Origin of the sequence: Amycolatopsis echigonensis, from assembly GCF_002846615.1 — a bacterium.
Taxonomy (GTDB): Bacteria; Actinomycetota; Actinomycetes; order Mycobacteriales; family Pseudonocardiaceae; genus Amycolatopsis; species Amycolatopsis echigonensis.
The window spans coordinates 1,819,942-1,838,195 of sequence record NZ_PJMY01000003.1 but is presented as its reverse complement, the minus strand read 5'-3'; the positions used below and the strand labels follow the sequence as shown (position 1 = coordinate 1,838,195).

The 18,254-nt window shown below is 69.8% G+C and carries 18 protein-coding genes; 9 read left to right on the top strand and 9 right to left on the bottom strand.

Translation table 11 applies throughout. From position 1 onward, the window contains the following. Positions 1–7: 7 nt before the first annotated feature. The gene (locus ATK30_RS13185) at positions 8–1,294 is read left to right on the top strand and encodes an amidohydrolase (RefSeq protein WP_101435857.1); all 1,287 of its coding nucleotides are present in this window, start codon (positions 8–10) and stop codon (positions 1,292–1,294) included. A gap of 623 nt (positions 1,295–1,917) precedes the next feature. Here the strand turns inward: ATK30_RS13185 and ATK30_RS13180 are convergent. Then, on the bottom strand, positions 1,918–2,370 hold the full coding sequence (locus ATK30_RS13180) for a gamma-glutamylcyclotransferase (protein ID WP_183124553.1): 453 nt from the start codon (positions 2,368–2,370) through the stop codon (positions 1,918–1,920). A gap of 132 nt (positions 2,371–2,502) precedes the next feature. On the opposite strand from ATK30_RS13180, the gene ATK30_RS13175 reads away from it, so the two are divergent. From ATK30_RS13175 to ATK30_RS45020, 6 genes are all read left to right on the top strand, one after another. Next, positions 2,503–3,906 carry an NAD(P)H-quinone dehydrogenase gene (locus ATK30_RS13175; protein ID WP_101435856.1) on the top strand — a complete coding sequence of 468 codons (1,404 nt, stop codon included), beginning with the start codon at positions 2,503–2,505 and terminating at the stop codon, positions 3,904–3,906. A 78-nt stretch (positions 3,907–3,984) separates the two neighbouring features. Beyond that, entirely contained in the window at positions 3,985–4,437 is a 453-nt protein-coding gene (locus ATK30_RS13170; protein WP_101435855.1) for a hypothetical protein, read from the top strand. Positions 4,438–4,637: 200 nt separating this feature from the next. After that, positions 4,638–5,285, top strand: coding sequence for a hypothetical protein (locus ATK30_RS13165; protein WP_101435854.1), 648 nt, complete (start codon positions 4,638–4,640; stop codon positions 5,283–5,285). A gap of 58 nt (positions 5,286–5,343) precedes the next feature. Further along, positions 5,344–5,928, top strand: coding sequence for a class F sortase (locus tag ATK30_RS13160; RefSeq protein ID WP_101435853.1), 585 nt, complete (start codon positions 5,344–5,346; stop codon positions 5,926–5,928). 82 nt (positions 5,929–6,010) lie between these two features. After that, positions 6,011–6,808, top strand: coding sequence for a VOC family protein (locus tag ATK30_RS13155; RefSeq protein ID WP_101440798.1), 798 nt, complete (start codon positions 6,011–6,013; stop codon positions 6,806–6,808). A gap of 215 nt (positions 6,809–7,023) precedes the next feature. After that, positions 7,024–7,161, top strand: a complete 138-nt coding sequence (locus tag ATK30_RS45020) for a hypothetical protein (protein WP_158242466.1) — start codon at positions 7,024–7,026, stop codon at positions 7,159–7,161. An 874-nt stretch (positions 7,162–8,035) separates the two neighbouring features. Here the strand turns inward: ATK30_RS45020 and glpK are convergent. Next, positions 8,036–9,544 carry a glycerol kinase GlpK gene (gene glpK, locus ATK30_RS13150; RefSeq protein WP_101435852.1) on the bottom strand — a complete coding sequence of 503 codons (1,509 nt, stop codon included), beginning with the start codon at positions 9,542–9,544 and terminating at the stop codon, positions 8,036–8,038. A 22-nt stretch (positions 9,545–9,566) separates the two neighbouring features. Next, positions 9,567–10,313, bottom strand: a complete 747-nt coding sequence (locus ATK30_RS13145; RefSeq protein WP_101440797.1) for an MIP/aquaporin family protein — start codon at positions 10,311–10,313, stop codon at positions 9,567–9,569. Positions 10,314–10,526: 213 nt separating this feature from the next. On the opposite strand from ATK30_RS13145, the gene ATK30_RS13140 reads away from it, so the two are divergent. Continuing rightward, positions 10,527–12,296, top strand: a complete 1,770-nt coding sequence (locus tag ATK30_RS13140; protein ID WP_101435851.1) for a glycerol-3-phosphate dehydrogenase/oxidase — start codon at positions 10,527–10,529, stop codon at positions 12,294–12,296. A gap of 34 nt (positions 12,297–12,330) precedes the next feature. On the opposite strand, the gene ATK30_RS13135 is transcribed toward ATK30_RS13140, so the two are convergent. From ATK30_RS13135 to ATK30_RS13110, 6 genes are all read right to left on the bottom strand, one after another. After that, complete coding sequence (locus ATK30_RS13135; protein WP_208637339.1) at positions 12,331–12,864, bottom strand: GNAT family N-acetyltransferase; 534 nt, start codon at positions 12,862–12,864, stop codon at positions 12,331–12,333. A 110-nt stretch (positions 12,865–12,974) separates the two neighbouring features. After that, positions 12,975–14,252 carry a sensor histidine kinase gene (locus tag ATK30_RS13130; RefSeq protein ID WP_101435849.1) on the bottom strand — a complete coding sequence of 426 codons (1,278 nt, stop codon included), beginning with the start codon at positions 14,250–14,252 and terminating at the stop codon, positions 12,975–12,977. Continuing rightward, complete coding sequence (locus ATK30_RS13125) at positions 14,237–14,632, bottom strand: DUF1707 SHOCT-like domain-containing protein (protein WP_101435848.1); 396 nt, start codon at positions 14,630–14,632, stop codon at positions 14,237–14,239. The genes ATK30_RS13130 and ATK30_RS13125 overlap by 16 nt, the downstream gene beginning before the upstream one ends. 8 nt (positions 14,633–14,640) lie before the next feature. Continuing rightward, entirely contained in the window at positions 14,641–15,192 is a 552-nt protein-coding gene (locus ATK30_RS13120) for a DUF1707 SHOCT-like domain-containing protein (protein ID WP_101435847.1), read from the bottom strand. Positions 15,193–15,246: 54 nt separating this feature from the next. Next, positions 15,247–17,040 carry an acetyl/propionyl/methylcrotonyl-CoA carboxylase subunit alpha gene (locus ATK30_RS13115; RefSeq protein WP_101435846.1) on the bottom strand — a complete coding sequence of 598 codons (1,794 nt, stop codon included), beginning with the start codon at positions 17,038–17,040 and terminating at the stop codon, positions 15,247–15,249. A 101-nt stretch (positions 17,041–17,141) separates the two neighbouring features. Beyond that, positions 17,142–17,462 carry an SAV_915 family protein gene (locus ATK30_RS13110; protein WP_101440796.1) on the bottom strand — a complete coding sequence of 107 codons (321 nt, stop codon included), beginning with the start codon at positions 17,460–17,462 and terminating at the stop codon, positions 17,142–17,144. Between the two features lie 29 nt (positions 17,463–17,491). Between ATK30_RS13110 and ATK30_RS13105 the strand changes: the two genes are divergently transcribed. Then, positions 17,492–18,220 (top strand): hypothetical protein, encoded by a 729-nt coding sequence (locus ATK30_RS13105; RefSeq protein WP_101435845.1) that lies wholly within the window; start codon positions 17,492–17,494, stop codon positions 18,218–18,220. Positions 18,221–18,254 lie beyond the last annotated feature (34 nt).

Genomic DNA, 18,254 nt, shown 5'->3' with positions numbered 1-18,254 from the left:
GTGCGGCGTGACGGTGCTCGATTCACGGCCGGACGTTCCAGGTGACCACAACCCGATCGCGGCGCCCGGCGCGCTGCTGACCGAAGCCGGCGTCAGCATGGCTCCGGTGGAAGACCTTGGCGCGGGCCGCGGCCCGTTCTGGCTGGACGACTGGCTGCGCGCGAACGCGACGGACGTGCTCGCGTGGCGGCGGCACATCCATGCCCACCCCGAGCTGTCGCGCAACGAGTTCGAGACGACCGAGCTGATCGTCTCGCTCCTGCGCCGGGTCGGGCTGAAGCCGTGGGTGCTGCCCGGCGGCACCGGCGTGGTGTGCGACATCGGCAAGGGCGAGCGCTGCGTCGCGCTGCGCGCGGACATCGACGCGCTGCCGCTGACCGAGGACACCGGCCTGCCCTACAGCTCCACCATCGACGGCGCGGCGCACATGTGCGGCCACGACGCGCACACCGCGATCCTGCTCGGCGCCGGCCGCGCGCTCGCCGGCGCGCCCGAGCTGCCCGGCCGGGTGCGGCTGATCTTCCAGCCCGCCGAGGAGGTCATGCCCGGCGGCGCGCTGGACATGATCGCCGCGGGAGCGCTGGAGGGCGTCGAGCGGATCTACGGCCTGCACTGCGACCCGCGGCTCGAAGCGGGCAAGGTCGGCACCCGGGTCGGCGCGCTGACGTCCGCCGCCGACCTGATCGAACTGCGCCTCACCTCGCCCGGCGGCCACACGTCGCGGCCGCATCTCACCGCTGACCTGGTGTACGCACTGGGCACGGTCATCACGTCGCTCCCGTCGGTGCTGTCCCGGCGCGTCGACCCGCGCTCCGGCACGGTGCTGGTGTGGGGCGCGGTGCACGCCGGACAGGCCGCGAACGCGGTCCCGCAGGACGGCGTGCTGCGCGGCACGCTGCGGACCGCCGACCACGAGGTGTGGAAGGCGCTGGAGCCGCTCGTCGCGTCGTCGGTGGAATCGCTACTGGCCCCGACCGGCGTCGGCTTCTCGCTCGACTACCGGCGCGGCGTGCCGCCCGTCGTTTCCGACGCGGAGTCGACCGCGCTGATGCGCGCGGGCGTCGAGGCCGCGGTCGGCGAAGCGGGGCTCGCCGGGACGGAACAATCGTCCGGCGGCGAGGACTTCGGCTGGTACCTGGAGCACGTCGGCGGGGCCTTCGCCCGGCTCGGCGTGTGGTCCGGTCCGCCCGCTCCGCAGGCCGACATCCACCGCCCGACGTTCGTGCTCGACGAGCGCGCGCTGCTCGTCGGAGTGCGCACTTTGGTGCACACCGCGCTGGCCTCGCTGGCCTGAGTTATCCACAGGTGCCGCGCCGATGTGGATAACTCAGAGGGGTGAGAGACACCCCTCGTGCGGGGGTGTCAGCGGGGAGTTACGCGCTGTGGTCTAGACCGCCGGTGCCCTTGCTGCGGTGCGCTTACCGAGAGTCATTTCGGACTTTTGTGCTGTCCGGGTTTAGCGGTTGGCCCTTGGCTCCCCGGAGCGGATTTCGTGTTGCGTGGCAACGGCTTTGGTGGAATCCGGAGCGGTCGGCATAGCTTCGCCGACCGTATTTCTGCCGTCATCTTTGGTGACGCGCTGCGATTTTTCCTTCGCTCTGCGGTGGTGGATGCCCGTGTGGGTGAGCCTCTGCCGTGTGGTATTGGGCGGTTGTCCGGCGGAGTTGTGGATCATCGGGTCACGCGGAGTTATCCACAGGGAGGTCCCGCTGGGGACAACTTCCAGCCCCGCTGGGGACGGTCCAGACAGGCTGTGGATGACTCGGAAAACGAGCGTTCTCAGCCGCCGTCGCGCGGTCGAACCGGCACTCGCGCGCCGGGGTGGTTCGCCCCTCGAACAGCAGAACGTCCGCGAGGGGACCCCTGGAGATCACCGTCCGTGAAGGTTGCCCGCACGGACGGTCAAGGCGGCAAGCGTCAGCCGCTGATCCCGGTGCACGGCCGGGTGCGCAAGTCGTCCACGTAATCGGCCGGGGCCCCGGCCGCCTCCGCGGCGTCCGCCAACACCCCGAGATACCGCGCCGAGGGCAGCCCGCCCTCGTAGGCGTCCAGGACGTACAGCCAGGCCAGCACCGACCCGTCCATCGTCTGGACCCGCAGCCGGATCTTCGTGTGCATCCCCAGCTCGCCGCCTTCCCAGCGGTCGAGGCGTTCCTCGTCGAGCGCGGTCACGTCGTACAGGACCACGAACACCCGCGACGACGGGTCTTCGACGATGGTGGCCAGCGCGCCTTCCCACCCGATGTCCTCGCCGCCGAAGGTCAGCCGCCAGCCTTCCAGCCAGCCGGTGCCCGCCATGGGCGAGTGCGGGGCGCGCTCCAGCATCTGGGCGGGCTCCATGTTGGATCCGTAAGCGGCATACAACGGCACGCGGCACAGCCTAGCGACCCATCCCCGCCGCGTTCGGATGCACATGCCGTGTCCGGGCACTTCGCTTGCCGGTCAGGTTCGCCGCGTAGGGTCAGGACCACCGCCAAGCACGTGTGACATAGGAGGACCCAGGTGACCAGGATCGTGATCATGGGTGGCGGCCCGGCGGGCTACGAAGCCGCCTTGGTCGCGGCGCAGCACGGCGCCGACGTGACGATCGTCGAGCGGGACGGCCTCGGCGGCGCCTGTGTCCTCTACGACTGCGTGCCCTCGAAGACGTTCATCGCCTCGTCCGGCGCGCTCGCGAAGATGCACGACCTCGGCGAGCTCGGCATCAACACCGATCTCGCGGACACCACCGTCGACCTGCCGACTGTCCACGGACGGGTGAAAGGCCTCGCGCTCGCGCAGTCGGCCGACATCCGCGCCCGCGTGCAGCGCGAGGGCGTTCGCGTAGTCACCGCCGAAGCCCGGTTCGCCGACGACGAGCCCGGTCTGGCCACCCACACGGTGGAGGTCAAGCACTCCGACGGGACGGTGGAATCGCTGTCCGCCGACGTCGTGCTGATCGCCACCGGGGCCACCCCGCGCGTGCTGCCCGGCGCGGTGCCCGACGGCGAGCGGATCCTGGACTGGCGGCAGCTGTACGACCTCACTGAGCTGCCCGAGCACCTCGCGGTGATCGGATCGGGCGTCACCGGTGCCGAGTTCGCCTCCGCGTACACCGAGATGGGCGTGAAGGTCACCGTCGTGTCGAGCCGCGACCGCGTGCTGCCGCACGAGGACGCCGACGCCGCCGCGGTGCTCGAAGAGGTCTTCACCCAGCGCGGCACCACGGTGGCCAAGCAGGCCCGCGCGGAACGCGTCGAGCGCACCGAAAAGGGCGTCGAAGTTCACCTGGCCGACGGTCGCGTGATCGAGGCAAGCCACGCGCTGATGACCGTCGGGTCCATCCCGAACACCGCCGACATCGGCCTCGACCGCGTCGGCATCGAGCCCGGCCCCGGCGGCTTCATCGCGGTGGACCGGGTGTCGCGCACGAGCGTCCCCGGCGTCTACGCGGCGGGCGACTGCACCGGCGTGCTGATGCTCGCGTCCGTGGCCAGCATGCAGGGCCGCATCGCGATGTGGCACGCGCTGGGCGAGGGCGTCGCGCCGATCAAGCTCAAGACCGTCGCGGCGAACGTGTTCACCCACCCGGAAATCGCGACCGTCGGCATCAGCCAGCAGGCGATCGACTCCGGCGAGGTCCCGGCGCGCACGATCATGCTGCCGCTGGCCACCAACGCGCGCGCGAAGATGGAAGGCCTGCGCCGCGGTTTCGTGAAGCTGTTCTGCCGCCCCGCCACCGGCGTGGTGGTCGGCGGCGTCGTGGTCGCGCCGTCGGCGAGCGAGCTGATCCTGCCGATCGCGCTGGCCGTGCAGAACCAGCTGACGGTGGACCACCTGGCGCTGACCTTCTCGGTGTACCCGTCGCTGTCCGGATCGATCACCGAAGCGGGCCGTCAGCTCATGCGGCACGACGATCTGGACTGATTTTCCGCTTCCGGGCAACCCCGTGTCGCACGCCGCGTCTTGCGGGGTGAAGACGGGTGGCACGGGGAAGGACTGAGGGTGCGCAAGAGCGCGATTTTCGCGGTGGCGGCGGCGATCGGAATGGCCGGGACAGCGGTTCCGGCGGTGGCGGCGGACGGTCCGGCACCCGATCCGGTGACCGTGCAGCTGAACCAGGACACCGCGGTGCTGCACGGCCAGGTGAACGTCTACCAACGTGGCTCGGACCCGAACATGGCGCTCGCTTACTGCCCCGGGGCCAAGGCGGGCACGGCGACGTTCAGCTCGCCGGCGCTGAAGTTCTCCGACTACGCCTACGGCGAGATGATCGGGGTGAAGGCCACGATGAGCGCTCAGGCGCGCCTGGTGCCCGGCACCCAGCCCGGCAGTTATCCGCTCACCGTCACGTGCGACGGGAAGCAGTACAACGCGACGTTCACCGTGCCCGCCGCGCAGGTGTCGCGGGTACCCCAGGGCGCGGCGAAAGCGGGCGACGGAAGCCTCGCCGGCTAATCGTCCAGGCTTGCCGAAAACCGCCGGAAATTGTTTCCGGCGGTTTTTTCGTTCCCGGGCAACCCCGCGGCGGGCGGAGACGTCTTGGTTGTTGTTGTCGGAGCGAAACGCCCGGGCCGCAGGGGGAACTGCCGGCCGGGCGGGGATTAGCCGCTGCCAGTGCGCGGCGGGGACCGCATTTTCATCCAAAGGGGAGTGTCATGAAGCGTACCGTTGTTTTCTCCGCCCTCGTCGCCGCCGGAATGCTTTCGGCCGCGCCCGCTTTCGCGGCTGAAGCGCCCACCACGCCGCCCGCGACGAGCACTGCCGCGCCGTCTCCGAGCACGGAACAACCGCCGGACGGCAACGCTGGCGTGCCCAAGGCGTTCATCCGGGTGCTGCCGTCCTCCGGCCGCGCCGGGGACCGCGTCACGGTGCGCGTCGGCTGCGAGGCCTCGGAAATCAAGAACCTGAATTCGGCGGCGTTGCAGTTCGGAAAGCTGCACCCGGTCGGCGCTCAGAACGACCCGTCGAAGGCTCCGGTCTCGCAGGGCACCGCGACCGTCCGCGCCGGGGTGAAGCCGGGTTCGTACAAGGTCTCGTTCTCCTGCGGAAGCGCCGACCTCGCCACGAAGTTCACCGTGCTGGGTGCCAAGCCCGGCCCTAAGCCGACGCCCGCGCCTGCGCCTGCGCCTGCGCCCAAGCAGGTCAGCAAGGTCCCGTCCGGCGCGCCGCAGACCGGCGGCACGGATGGTCCGGTCGCGGACGACCAGTCGAACCTCGGCCTGCCGATCGCGGCCGGCGCGATGGGCGTCCTCGCGCTCGGCGGCACCGGGCTGGTGGCGGCGCGTCGCCGCCGGCGTGGCTGACTAGTCTGCTGGGCCGGGCTGCTTCACCGCGGCCAGGCTGAGGCGGATCGGGGGACAGATGATCAGGAAGACACTCGCCGCGACGTCCGTCGCGCTCGCCGCGCTGCTGGCCGGATGCTCGGCCGGATCGACGACCGCGGCACCCGCCTCCCGCGTTCCGTCCGCTTCGTCGGCGGCGATGCCGAAATCGGAGCCGGTTTCACTGGACATCCCGAGCATCGACGCGCATTCCAGCCTGGTGCCGCTCGGCCTCAATCCCGACAATTCGGTGCAGGTGCCGCCGGTCAGCACACCGTTGCAGGCCGGGTGGTACGAAAACGGCCCCACCCCGGGCGAGGTCGGCCCCGCGGTCGTGCTCGGGCACGTCGACGGGAACAAGCAAAAAGGGATCTTCTACCGGCTCAAGGAAATGAAGCCGGGAGACGACGTCGACATCGCCCGCCGCGACGGCACCACCGCGCACTTCCAGGTGACCAAAGTGGACCAGGTGCCCAAGGACATCTTCCCGACCGACGCGGTCTACGGGGATACGTCGGACCCCGAGCTGCGCCTGATCACCTGCGGCGGCGCGTTCGATCGGGCCGAGCACAGCTACGTGGACAACATCATCGTGTACGCCCACCTGGTGAATGGCGCGCACTGAAACCGCGTTGAACAAGAAGCTCCCGTTTTTGTCGGTGCCCGGTGCGACACTGTGGCGGTTGGCACAATTCTGGGAGGCGCACATGATCACCAGGACCGAACCGTGGCCCGCGGGCACCCCGTGCTGGGGCGACTTGATGGTGCCGGACCGCGACAAGGCGGTCGCGTTCTACGAGTCGCTGCTCGGCTGGACAGTCGAATCCGGCGGCCCGGAGACCGGGTATTACGGAATGGCGCAGGTAGCCGGAAAACCGGTGGCGGGCATCGGCCAGATCCCGCCGGAGCAGGCAGACATGCCGCCGATGTGGACGACGTACCTGTCCGTGTCCGATGTAGACAAAACGGCTGCCGCGATCGTCGAGGCGGGCGGCCAGGTCATCGCGCCGCCGATGGACGTCCTGACCGAGGGCCGGATGGCCATCGCGACCGACCCGGCCGGGGCGACGTTCGGCCTGTGGCAGCCAGGTCGGCACTCCGGCACGCAGGCCACGCTGACGCCGGGAGCGCCCGCGTGGAACGAATGCATGACCCGGGATTTCGCCGCGGCCAAGCAGTTCTACGCGGATGTGTTCGGATACGGCTTCGGCGATATGTCCGCGCCAGGTTTCACGTACGCGACGCTGGACATCGACGGCCGGCCGGTCGGCGGCCTCGGCGAGCTGGCCGCGGACAGCCCCGCCCAACCCGGGTGGGTGACCTACTTCTGGACGTCAGACGCGGACGAGTCGGCAGCCCGCATCCCGCAACTAGGCGGCACGGTGGTGAGCCCGCCGGTCGACACCCCCTACGGCCGGATGGTGGCCGCGGTGGACGACCAGGGAGCGGGGTTCTCGTTGATGGCGCCCAACGACCAATCCGGGACCCAGGAAGGGTGGGGGTGAGGTCGGGGAACGGCTGATGTCGGCCGGTCGGGAACGGCTGGGGCGAGGTGGCTGAGCGGGGAAGTGGCTGAGCGGCGAGGCGGTTGAGCGGCGAGGTGCTGGGCCTTGCCGCGTCGCCGTGTTCTCGGACTGAGCTGAGCCAACGTGGTACCGCGTTACTGAGCTGAGCAGGCGGGTCTTGATCGGGCCAGCGGTGTCGGGCCGGGTGTTGCCAGGTGCGGCGCTGGACTGAGTTGCGCTTGGTGGCGTTGCGGTTGATCCGCCAGTTGTCGCTCGAGCCTGCCGTGCCGCATCGGGCGTTGTCGGGTGCGGCGCTGGGTGAGCTGGGCTTGGCGGCGTTGCGTGCCGGTTGAAGAGCCAGCTGTCTCTCGGGCCTCAGGCGATCAGGCCCGCGGTGCCATGCCAGGCGTGGCCGAGTGCGGTGCTGGACTGAGTCGCGGTTGGTGGCGTTGTGGTGCCGAGTTGATCGGTCAGTCGTCGCTCGAGCCTGCGCGCCGGGCCGGGCGTTGCCGAGCGCAGTGTTGGGCTCAGCTGGGCTTGGCGGCACAGCGGTGCGGAGTCGGGCAGCGAGCTGTCTCTCGGTCCTGAGGTGACCGGGCCCGCGGTGCCAGGCCGGGCGTTGGCGAGCGCGGTGCCGGGCTGAGCTGCGTCTGGTGGCGTCGCGTCGCGGGGCCGAGCGGCTAGCTGCCGCTCGAGCCTGCGGTGTGTCGGGCCGAGCTGGTTATTGGGCGGGGCCCGGTGATGCGGCCTTGAGGAGTTGGGCAGGCAGCTGTCGATCGGGCCAGAGGTAATGGAGCCTGCGCGCTCGGGTCGGGTGTTGCCGGGCGCGGTGCGGGGCTGGGTTGTGCCTGGCGGGCCGGGCGTGGCCGAGTGCGGTGCCGAGCTGAGTTGTGCCTGGTGGCGTTGCGGTGCCGGGTCGAGTGGCGAGTTGTCGCTCGCACCTGTGGTGCCGGGCCGGGCGTGGCCGGGCGCGGTGCGGGGCTGAGTTGCGTCTGGTGGCGTTGGCTGCCGAGTCGAGCGGCTAGCTGTGGACCGAGCCTGCGGTGCATCGGCCGCATCTTGGCGGGGTGGTTATGGCGCCGGGCCCGGTGATGCGGCGTTGCAGAATCGGGTAGCCACCTACCGGCTGGCTGCCTCGTCCCCACGCACAGGCCACAAAGCCAGTAAGGGGAACCCCGCAGGAAGCCAGTTCCCGCAGGGTTCCCCTCACCGCTGCTCAGGCCGGGATCAGTCCTCCACCCAGTCGAAGGTCTTCGTCACCGCCTTCTTCCAGTTCCGGTATTCCTTCTCCCGCCGGGACTCGTCCATCGACGGGTCCCACTGCTTGTCCTTCGCCCAGTTCGTGCGGATGTCGTCCTCCGACTCCCAGAACCCGACTGCCAGCCCGGCCGCGTAGGCCGCGCCCAGGGCGGTCGTCTCGTTCACCACTGGGCGGATCACCGGCACCCCGAGGATGTCCGCCTGGAACTGCATCAGCAGCTCGTTCACGACCATCCCGCCATCCACCTTGAGCGACTTCAGCGGGACACCCGAGTCGGCGTTCATCGCGTCGATCACCTCGCGCGACTGGAACGCCGTCGCCTCCAGCACGGCCCGCGAGATGTGGCCCTTGTTCACGAACCTGGTCAGGCCGACGATCGCGCCTCGGGCGTCGGAACGCCAGTACGGGGCGAACAGGCCCGAGAACGCCGGCACGAAGTACGCGCCGCCGTTGTCGTCGACCGTTCGGGCGAATTCCTCGATCTGGGCCGCCGAGGAAATCAACCCCAGGTTGTCCCGCAGCCACTGCACCAGCGAACCGGTGACCGCGACCGAACCCTCCAGTGCGTACACCGTGTCGTTCGAGCCGATCTTGTAGCAGACCGTCGTCAACAGGCCGTTTTCCGACAGGACCTTTTCCGTGCCGGTGTTCAGCAGCACGAAGTTGCCGGTGCCGTAAGTGTTCTTGGCTTCACCGGGCGAGAGGCACGCCTGGCCGAACGTCGCCGCCTGCTGGTCGCCCAGGATTCCGGCGATCGGCACTTCGGCCAGGGCCCCGCGCGGACGAACCTTGCCGTACACCTCCGATGACGACCGGATCTCCGGCAGCATCGACAGCGGAATGCCCATCTCCGCCGCGATGTCCTGGTCCCACTGCAGGGTGTCGAGGTCCATCAGCAGCGTGCGCGACGCGTTCGTCGGGTCCGTCACGTGGACGCCGCCGTCGGTGCCGCCGGTCATGTTCCACAGCACCCAGGTGTCCATGTTGCCGAACACCAGGTCGCCCGCCTCGGCCCTGGCCCGCGCGCCCTCGACGTTGTCGAGGATCCACTTGATCTTCGGGCCGGAGAAATACGTCGCGAGCGGGAGGCCGGTCTTCGCGCGATAGCGCTCCTGGCCGCCGCCGAGCGCGCCCAGTTCGCTGGCGATCTTGTCGGTGCGGGTGTCCTGCCAGACAATCGCGTTGTACACCGGCTTCCCGGTTTTGCGGTCCCACACCAGCGCCGTCTCGCGCTGGTTGGTGATGCCCACCGCGGCGATGTCGGTCGGCCGCAGGTCGGCCTTGGCGAGCGCGCCCGCCGCGACCGCCCGGGTGTTTTCCCAGATCTCCTCGGCGTTGTGCTCGACCCAGCCCGCCTTCGGGAAGATCTGCTCGTGCTCGCGCTGGTCGACCGCGACGACACGGCCGGAGTGGTCGAAGATCATGCAACGCGTCGACGTGGTGCCCTGGTCGATCGCGGCGACATATGAAGTCATGGATTTCCTCCAGGAAAGGGGATCAGGTCAAGTTGTGCACGCCGAGCCACACCACCGCGGCCAGCGCCGCGCCGACCAGCGGCCCGACGACCGGCACCCACGAGTAGCCCCAGTCGGGGTCGCGCTTGCCCTTGATCGGCAGCAGGAACGCGTACGCGAGCCGCGGGCCGAGGTCGCGGGCCGGGTTGATGGCGTAGCCGGTCGGCCCGCCGAGCGAGATGCCGATCACCAGCACGACGAACGCCACGCCCGCGTAGCCGAGCGCCGCGTTGCCGAAGTCCGGCCCGGTCGAGGCGTTCTTGTAGACCGGGTTGAACAGGATCCAGCCGACCAGCACGAAGGTGCCGATGATCTCGGTCACCAGGTTCCACGCCTTGTTCCGGATCTGCGGGGCGGTGGAGAAGATGCCGAGCGTCTCCTCGGGATTCGGGTGGTCGTCGAACTGCAGTTTGTAGGTCAGCCAGCACAGCACGGCGCCGAGAATCGCGCCGAGCATTTCCCCGATCAGGTAATACGGCACGACCGTCCACGAAACCTTGCCCGAAATGGCAAGCCCCAGCGTGACCGCCGGGTTGAGGTGCGCGCCGGTCGGCGCCGCGATGCTGGCCCCCGCGAACACCGCGAAGCCCCACCCGAAGGTGATGAACAGCGTGCCGGCTTGAAAGCCGTTGTTCTTCCGCAGCACGACGTTGGCCACCACGCCGTTGCCCAGCAACAGGAGCACTGCTGTGCCCAGCAGTTCCCAGACGATGATCGCGCCCGGACTCAGACTCTGACTCACGCTCTCCGCACCTCCACACTGGACAGTCTGTGCAGGGCCGATCACGTCCGGCCACAGCCTCGTCGCCGACCCCAGTCCGCGGCACGTTACCGGTGCGTACGCTCGCAATCCATAAGCCGGGCGAACCAATGTGACCATGATCGTCATGGGTTCCGCCACACGTGTCACCTCGGGGTCAGCGGACGATCACGCAAGCGTGCAATGCTGGGGAAGGTGGAGCACGAGGAGGAACGAGTGGTGACGAATCCGCGCAGCGGCAGCGACCCGGCCCAGCTGGGTCCGGCGGGCCGGGAGGAATCCTGGCGGCGCTTCGGCGACGAGACCTTCGACCTGGTCGTGATCGGCGGCGGCGTCGTCGGCGCGGGCACGGCGCTCGACGCGGCGACCCGCGGCCTGCGGGTGGCCCTTGTCGAGGCCCGCGACCTGGCGTCCGGCACGTCGAGCCGGTCCAGCAAGCTCTTCCACGGCGGCCTGCGTTATCTCGAGCAGCTCGAGTTCGGACTGGTGCGCGAGGCGCTGCACGAGCGCGAGCTGATGCTGACGAAGATCGCGCCGCACCTGGTGAAGCCGGTGAGCTTCCTGTACCCGCTGACGCACCGAATCTGGGAGCGTCCGTACACCGCCGCCGGGCTGCTGATGTACGACACGATGGGCGGTGCCCGGTCGGTGCCGGGCCAGAAACATCTCACCCGCGCGGGTGCCCTCCGAATGGTCCCCGCGCTCAAGCGGTCGGCGCTGATCGGCGGCATCCGGTACTACGACGCGCAGTCGGACGACGCCCGGCACACGATGACCGTCGCGCGCACCGCCGCGCATTACGGCGCGGTGGTCCGGACCTCCACCCAGGTCGTCGGCTTCCTGCGCGAGGCGGACCGGATTTCCGGCGTGCGCGTGCGCGACGTCGAGGACGGCCGCGAGACCGAGATCCACGCCGGAGCCGTGGTCAACTGCACCGGGGTGTGGACCGACGAACTGCAGCGGCTGTCCGGCGGCCGCGGCCGGTTCCGCGTGCGTGCCAGCAAGGGCGTGCACATCGTGGTTCCGCGCGACCGGATCGTGTCGGAGTCGGGGATGATCCTGCGCACCGAGAAGTCGGTGCTGTTCGTGATCCCGTGGCGCAACCACTGGATCGTCGGGACCACCGACACCGACTGGAACCTCGACCTCGCGCACCCGGCAGCGACCAAGCACGACATCGACTACCTGCTCGAACACGTGAACTCGGTGCTCGCGACGCCGCTGACGCACGACGACATCGAAGGCGTGTACGCGGGTCTGCGGCCGCTGCTGGCCGGAGAGAGCGAAGAGACGTCGAAGCTGTCGCGCGAGCACGCGGTGGCGCGGGTCGCGCCGGGACTGGTCGCGATCGCGGGCGGCAAGTACACGACGTACCGGGTGATGGCGGCCGACGCCGTCGACGCCGCGGTGGTCGACCTGCCGGGCCGCCCGCCGTCGTCCATCACCGACAAGGTCCCGCTGCTCGGCGCGGACGGCTACCACGCGCTGGTCAACCAGGCCGACCACCTGGCCGCGGAGCACGGGCTGCACCCGTACCGCGTGCGGCATCTGCTCGACCGCTACGGCTCGCTGGTGCACGAGGTGCTGGCGCTCGCGGCGGACCGGCCGGAGCTGCTCAAGCCGATCGAGTCGGCACCGGACTACCTCGGCGTGGAGGTCGTGTACGCGGCCAGCCACGAGGGTGCGCTGCACCTGGAGGACGTCCTCGCGCGGCGCACGCGGATCTCCATCGAGTACGCCCACCGCGGCGTCGACTGCGCCGAGCAGGTCGCCCACCTGGTGGCCGGTGTGCTGGGCTGGTCGGAAGAGGAGACCAAGCGCGAGGTCGAGGTCTACCGGGCGCGGGTCGAGGCGGAGCGGGATTCGCAGCTGCAGCCGACGGACGAGTCGGCGGACGCGCTGCGGGCCGCGGCTCCGGAGGCCCGGGCGGGATTGATCGAGCCGGTCAGCTGAGCCTTTCCTCGTGAGTGCCGGGAAGCACCGGCGCTCACGAGGGCTTCAGCACCCAGCGGATGAGCGTTTCCCCGGTGGGCGAGGGCCGGTCTTCGGGTCCGACGCGGGTGAACCCGGCCCGCTTCGCGACGACCTCGGACGCGGTGTTGCTTTCGTCGTGCCGGTAGGCGATTTCGTGCAGGCCCAGACGGGCGAACCCGAACTGGATCGCGGCCGAAAGCGCTACCGCGGCGATGCCTTTGCCCCGTTCGGCGGGATGCGTCCACACCGACGCCTCGGCGGTGCCGAAGCGGAGGTCCAGATCGCGCAGGCCGACCTCGCCGAGCAGCCGGCCGGTCGCCGGTTCGGCCACGGCCCACGAGCAGCGCTCGTCGCACGCCCACTGCGCGGCGCGCAGCGTCACGTACTCGGTGGCTTCGTCGGGCGTGCGCAACCGGTAGTTCAGCACGTACCGCCGATGCTGCGGGTCCGCGAACGCCTCCATCAGCGCGGGCCGGTCGTCGAGATGCCGGTCCGCGCGCAGTTGACGCAGGTAGTACGCGCCCGCGTTGATGTCCACGGGTTCCACGACTCGAGCCTAACCGTCCGGAGGCGCGAAACGGCTGCGTGTCGCGTCACGACCGGGGTGGACGCAGGGTGAAATTTGTGCGGGTGGCAGCGTTCGGATGGTTGACGGACTCAAGCGGTGCCGGGCGAGGAGATCGCGGGGAACTCCGCGTGCACGGCGGTCCCTTCCCCTCGTGCGGACTCGATGGTCAGCGAGCCCGCGACCCGTTGCACGCGCTGGCGCATCGCTTCCAGGCCGAAGCCGGTGCCGTCGCCGCGGTCGCCGGGGGCGAAACCCTTTCCGTCGTCCCGGACATCGAGCATGACCAGGTCGCTGGTGTAGGTCAGGGTGAGGCCGATCCGGTTGGCGCGCGCGTGTTTTTCCGCGTTGGCCAAGGCTTCCTGCGCCACCCGGTACAGCGCTACTTCCAGCTCCGGCAGCAACGGCCGCGTGTCTCCTTCGACGTCGGCGGTCACCTTGACGCCGGAGGTGTCGGACACTCGATTCGCCAATCCGGCCAACGCTTCCGGCAGGTGCGAATCCGCCAACGGCTCCGGTCGCAACGCCTGAACCGCTCGACGCGCCTCGGTGAGACTGTCCTTCGCCAGCGTGTGAACGTGGTCGAGATGCCGTTGCCGATCCGCGGCTTCGGTGGCCCGGTCGGCGGCCTGCAGTTGCGTGACGATTCCGGTTAATCCTTGGGCGACAGTGTCGTGAATTTCGCGAGCCATTCGCTGTCGCTCGTCGAGCACCCCTGCCTCTCGGGCTTGGGTCAGCAATTGTGCATGCAGTGCGGCATTTTCCGTCAACGCCGTTTCCAGCCGCGCGTTCGACTGTGCGAGTTTTTCGTTGGTACGACGGCGTTGCTCGTTCTCCGCACCGACGAACCACGCTGCATACAGAATTGGCCCAACGATCGACACCGCGGTGATCCACGGTGGCGACGGTTGCCAAATTCCCTTGGCGAGCAATGGAACCACTGCCGTCGCGGCCGCCGCGAAAATGCTCCACCGCGTCGGGAACAACACGAACGCGATCGGGTAACCGATCGAGGCGAAAGCGGTGAACGGATCCAGACGGGAGGTGAGCACGGTCGCGGCAGCCAGCAGTACGACGAAGAATCCGATGGCCAGCCACGGGCTTTGCGTCCGCCGCGGGAAAACTGGGATCAGCAAGAGCAACCACAGTCCGCTCGCCGCGGCGAGAAGCAGAGTGGCGCGCCAGTGCGCGGGGTCGCCGTGCGGCTGGCCGGCGGCGATGATCGTGCATACCGCGAGCGCCAGAATCCCGACCCCGGCGAACACCGGGCCTGCCCATCGTTCGGCCCTCGGATCGACCGAACCCGGCCGCAACCCCATCATCGGGCTGAGCCGCGGCGTGCGTTCTGGCGGGCTCAGCGCCGCCGCCATCCGCTGAAGAGGACCAGCAGCAACGGCAACGCGAACACGATCAGCAGCCGTCCGCGCGTCAGGACGAGCACGATGACCGCCAACGCGATCGACAGCGGCAGCGAATACCGCATCACGAACGCGCCGAGCCCGCCGCCGTCGTTGCCGTTGCGGGCGGACGGCACGACTGGTTCCGGCCGGGCGGTGGCCAGCAACGCACTCGGGCGCGGCGAAGGCAGGTCTTCGAACAGCGGCACCAGTTCGCTCACCAGCTTGGCTGACGTGACCTTCGCCGAGCGGCTGCCGTATTCGTCGATGTCGAGGCGTCCGGTGCGGACGTGCTCGGAGAGGACGTCGAGCGCGTCCTGGCGTTCGGCGTCGCTCAGCCGCAGATCAGCCATGGTCCGCCTCAGCGGTCCAGTCGGCGCTGGCGCCGGTGTTCGTCGCGCATCGCCCGGAACTCCTCGCGGCGTTCCCGATGCCGGTCGTGGTGGTGATGGTCATGGTGCTCGAAACCCTTGCCCCAGAGCGCGCGGCCGACCGCGGTGAGTGCGATCGGCGCGAAAATCACCGGCCAGCCCGCGGTGCCGGTGGCGATCAGGGCGATCGCCGCGATCCACACCAGCGGGATCAGGGCGGCGACCGCGCGTTGCGCCGGCGACCATTCCGGCTGCCGGGCGGCCACCTCTCCGGACGCCGCGGGCTGCGGCACGGGAGTCGGCGCCGCGGCCGGTGGGGGCGCGGCAGTCGCTCCCGCACCGAACACCGGATGCGGCACCGGAAGGTCGGTGAACAACTCGCCCAGCTCGCCCCGGGTTTTGGCCGCGGTGATCCGGGCGGATCGTTCGCCGAACTCGTCGATGTCGATCCGCCCCGCGCTCATGTGCTCACCGAGCGCATTCAGCGCGGACTCTCGCTCCTGGTCGCTGATCCGCAGCTGCGGAGACGGAACCTCAGTCACGTTGTCGATGGTAGGCCGCGCGAGGGCGCGGCACCCACGACATTCAGCACAACTTCAGTCCTTGAGCTCCAAGAGTTGCGTTCCCTGGGTGACCGCGGAGCCGATCTCGACCGAAAGCCCGGTGACGGTGCCCGCTTTGTGCGCGGTTACCGGGTTTTCCATCTTCATCGCTTCCAGCACCACGATCAGCTCGCCCGCTTCGACCTGCTGGCCTTCCTCGACCGCGATCTTCACGATGGTGCCCTGCATCGGCGCGGTGACCGCGTCGCCGCTCACCGCTGCCTTCGCGCCGCCGGCCCGCTTGCGCGGCTTGGCTTTCGTCGCCGCGGGCGCGCCGCCGCCTTCGAGGGCGAACCCGCCCGGCAGCGAGACCTCGAGCCGGCGTCCGCCGACCTCGACCACGACGTTCTGCCGCGGCGCCTCTTCCTCGGCCTCGACGTCCGGGGCGACGAACGGCTCGATCTGGTTGTCGAACTCGGTCTCGATCCAGCGGGTGTGCACGCTGAAGCCGTTTTCGTCGCCGATGAACGCCGGGTCGTTCACGATCACGCGGTCGAACGGCAGCACCGTGGCCATGCCCTCGACCTCGAACTCGGCCAGCGCGCGACGGCTGCGCTCGAGCGCGTTCTGCCGGTCCGAACCGGTGACGATCAGCTTGGCGAGCATCGAGTCGAACTGACCGCCGACCACGCTGCCGGCTTCGACCCCGGAATCGACGCGCACGCCCGGACCGGACGGGGCGACGAACTTGGTGACGGTGCCCGGCGCGGGCAGGAAGCCGCGGCCGGCGTCCTCGCCGTTGATGCGGAACTCGATCGAGTGGCCGCGCGGCGTCGGGTCCTCGGTGATCCGGAGCTTCTCGCCGCGCGCGATGCGGAACATCTCGCGGACCAGGTCGATGCCGGTGGTCTCCTCCGACACCGGGTGCTCGACCTGCAGCCGGGTGTTCACCTCGAGGAAGGAAATGGTGCCGTCCACCGCGACGAGGTACTCGACGGTGCCCGCGCCGTAGTAGCCGGCTTCCTTGCAGATGGCCTTGGCGGACTCGTGGATCCGGGCGCGCTGGTCGTCGGACAGGTACGGCGCGGGGGCCTCTTCCACCAGCTTCTGGTGGCGGCGCTGCAGCGAACAGTCGCGGGTGCCGACGACGATCGCGTTGCCATGGTGGTCGGCCAGCACCTGCGCCTCGACGTGCCGCGGCTTGTCCAGGTAGCGCTCCACGAAGCATTCGCCGCGGCCGAACGCGGCCACCGCCTCGCGCGTCGCGGACTCGAACAGCTCAGGGATTTCTTCACGGGTACGGGCGACCTTCAGGCCGCGGCCGCCGCCGCCGAACGCCGCCTTGATCGCGACCGGCAGGCCGTGCTCGTCGGCGAACGCGATGATCTCGTCGGCGTCCTTCACCGGCTCCTTGGTGCCGGGCACGAGCGGCGCGCCCGCGCGCATCGCGATGTGCCGCGCGGTCACCTTGTCGCCGAGGTCGCGGATCGACTGCGGGCTCGGCCCGATCCAGGTCAGGCCCGCGTCGAGGACGGCCTGGGCGAATTCGGCGTTCTCGGAAAGGAAGCCGTAGCCGGGATGGACCGAGTCGGCGCCGGACCGCTTGGCGGCGTCGAGGATCTTGTCGATCGCGAGGTAGCTCTCGGCCGCGGTGGTCCCGCCGAGGGCGAACGCCTCGTCGGCGAGGCGCACGTGCGGGGCGTCCCGGTCCGGGTCCGCGTACACGGCCACGCTCTGCAGGCCCGCGTCCTTCGCGGCCCTGATCACGCGAACCGCGATCTCGCCCCGGTTCGCGATCAGGACCTTGGTCACCGGACCGCCTGTGCTCGCGGTGTCCTGCTCGCTCACCACATACCTCCCGTGCCCGTCGCCGCGCTGCTGGTCAACCGGGAGTCTACGGACCAGGGCAGGGCCTGGATTGAGAGGTGGACCACCCAGTTCGGTCCTGTTTATACCCGTCCGGCCGGAGCCTGATGCCGCAGTTCGGCCGGTAGTTCGGAGTCCAGCACGATGACGTCGTAGGGGTTGACCTGGTGCACCAGCGCCAGGTTCTCGGTGTTGACGAGGATCCACGGCTGGTGCTCGCCGCAGCAGTCGACGAGCCGGTCGAGCGCGGTGAACGCGACCAGCGCGGTGCGGCCGTCGGGAGTGCGGCGGAGTTCGACGTTGGCTCCGGTCTGGCCGTCGGTGGTCGGGCCGGCGGGTCCGGTCGGCAGGTAAAGGGCCGGGGGCAAATTAGGGTTCGTCACTCCGACAACATAGACGGACACGGTGTGCAAGGTCGCTTACAGTCTCGGATATGCGGACTTGGCCGAAGCGCGTCCCGCGATCCGCGCTGCTCACCGCCGTTCTGGCGGCGGTGGTCACGGCGGCGGCGCTCGTCGTGGTCGTCGTGCTGCGCCCGAAGCCGGACGGCGCCGTCACCATGGCGCCGCGCGAGCCCGATGCGGCTCCGGTGGACGGATCGTCCTCGACCTGCGGGAACGGGCCCTGTCGGCAGGTGGCCGCGGTGAGCGTCGGCGGTACCCCGGTCGTGTTGCTGGCCGACGCGGCGGGTGGATCGGGCCGGGTCCAGGTCGGGCAGCAGCCGGGCACCGAGTTCGAACTGGCGATCACGAGCATGGGCGCGAAGCTGACGGCGACTTCCTTGCGCTGCATCGACGGGTCGACCGCCGCGTGCCTGATCCGCGGCGACGCGGCCGGCGGCTCGTACGGCGAACTGCTCACCGAGTCCGGCGGGGTGTGGCGCGACTACGGGAAGCCGTATTTCTCCGATGCCGGTTCGCTGTCGCTCTACGACGTGAGCCAGGACGGCCGTCCGGACGTGATCGTCGTCCGGCACGAATGCCCGGAGGCGGTCTCCGGCACGCCGCGCTGCGAGGCGGCTCCGGTGGTGGGCGAGGTGTACGAACTCGACGGCGAGGTGATGGGCTGCACGAGCACCGTCACCGCGCCGTCGAATTTCCGCGGCTGGCCGGACGTAGAGCTGAGGAAATCCCAGCTGCGGCGTTGTTCCAGCAACTCGTGAGCGGCGATCCCGGTTCTCCCCGGGATCGCCGCTC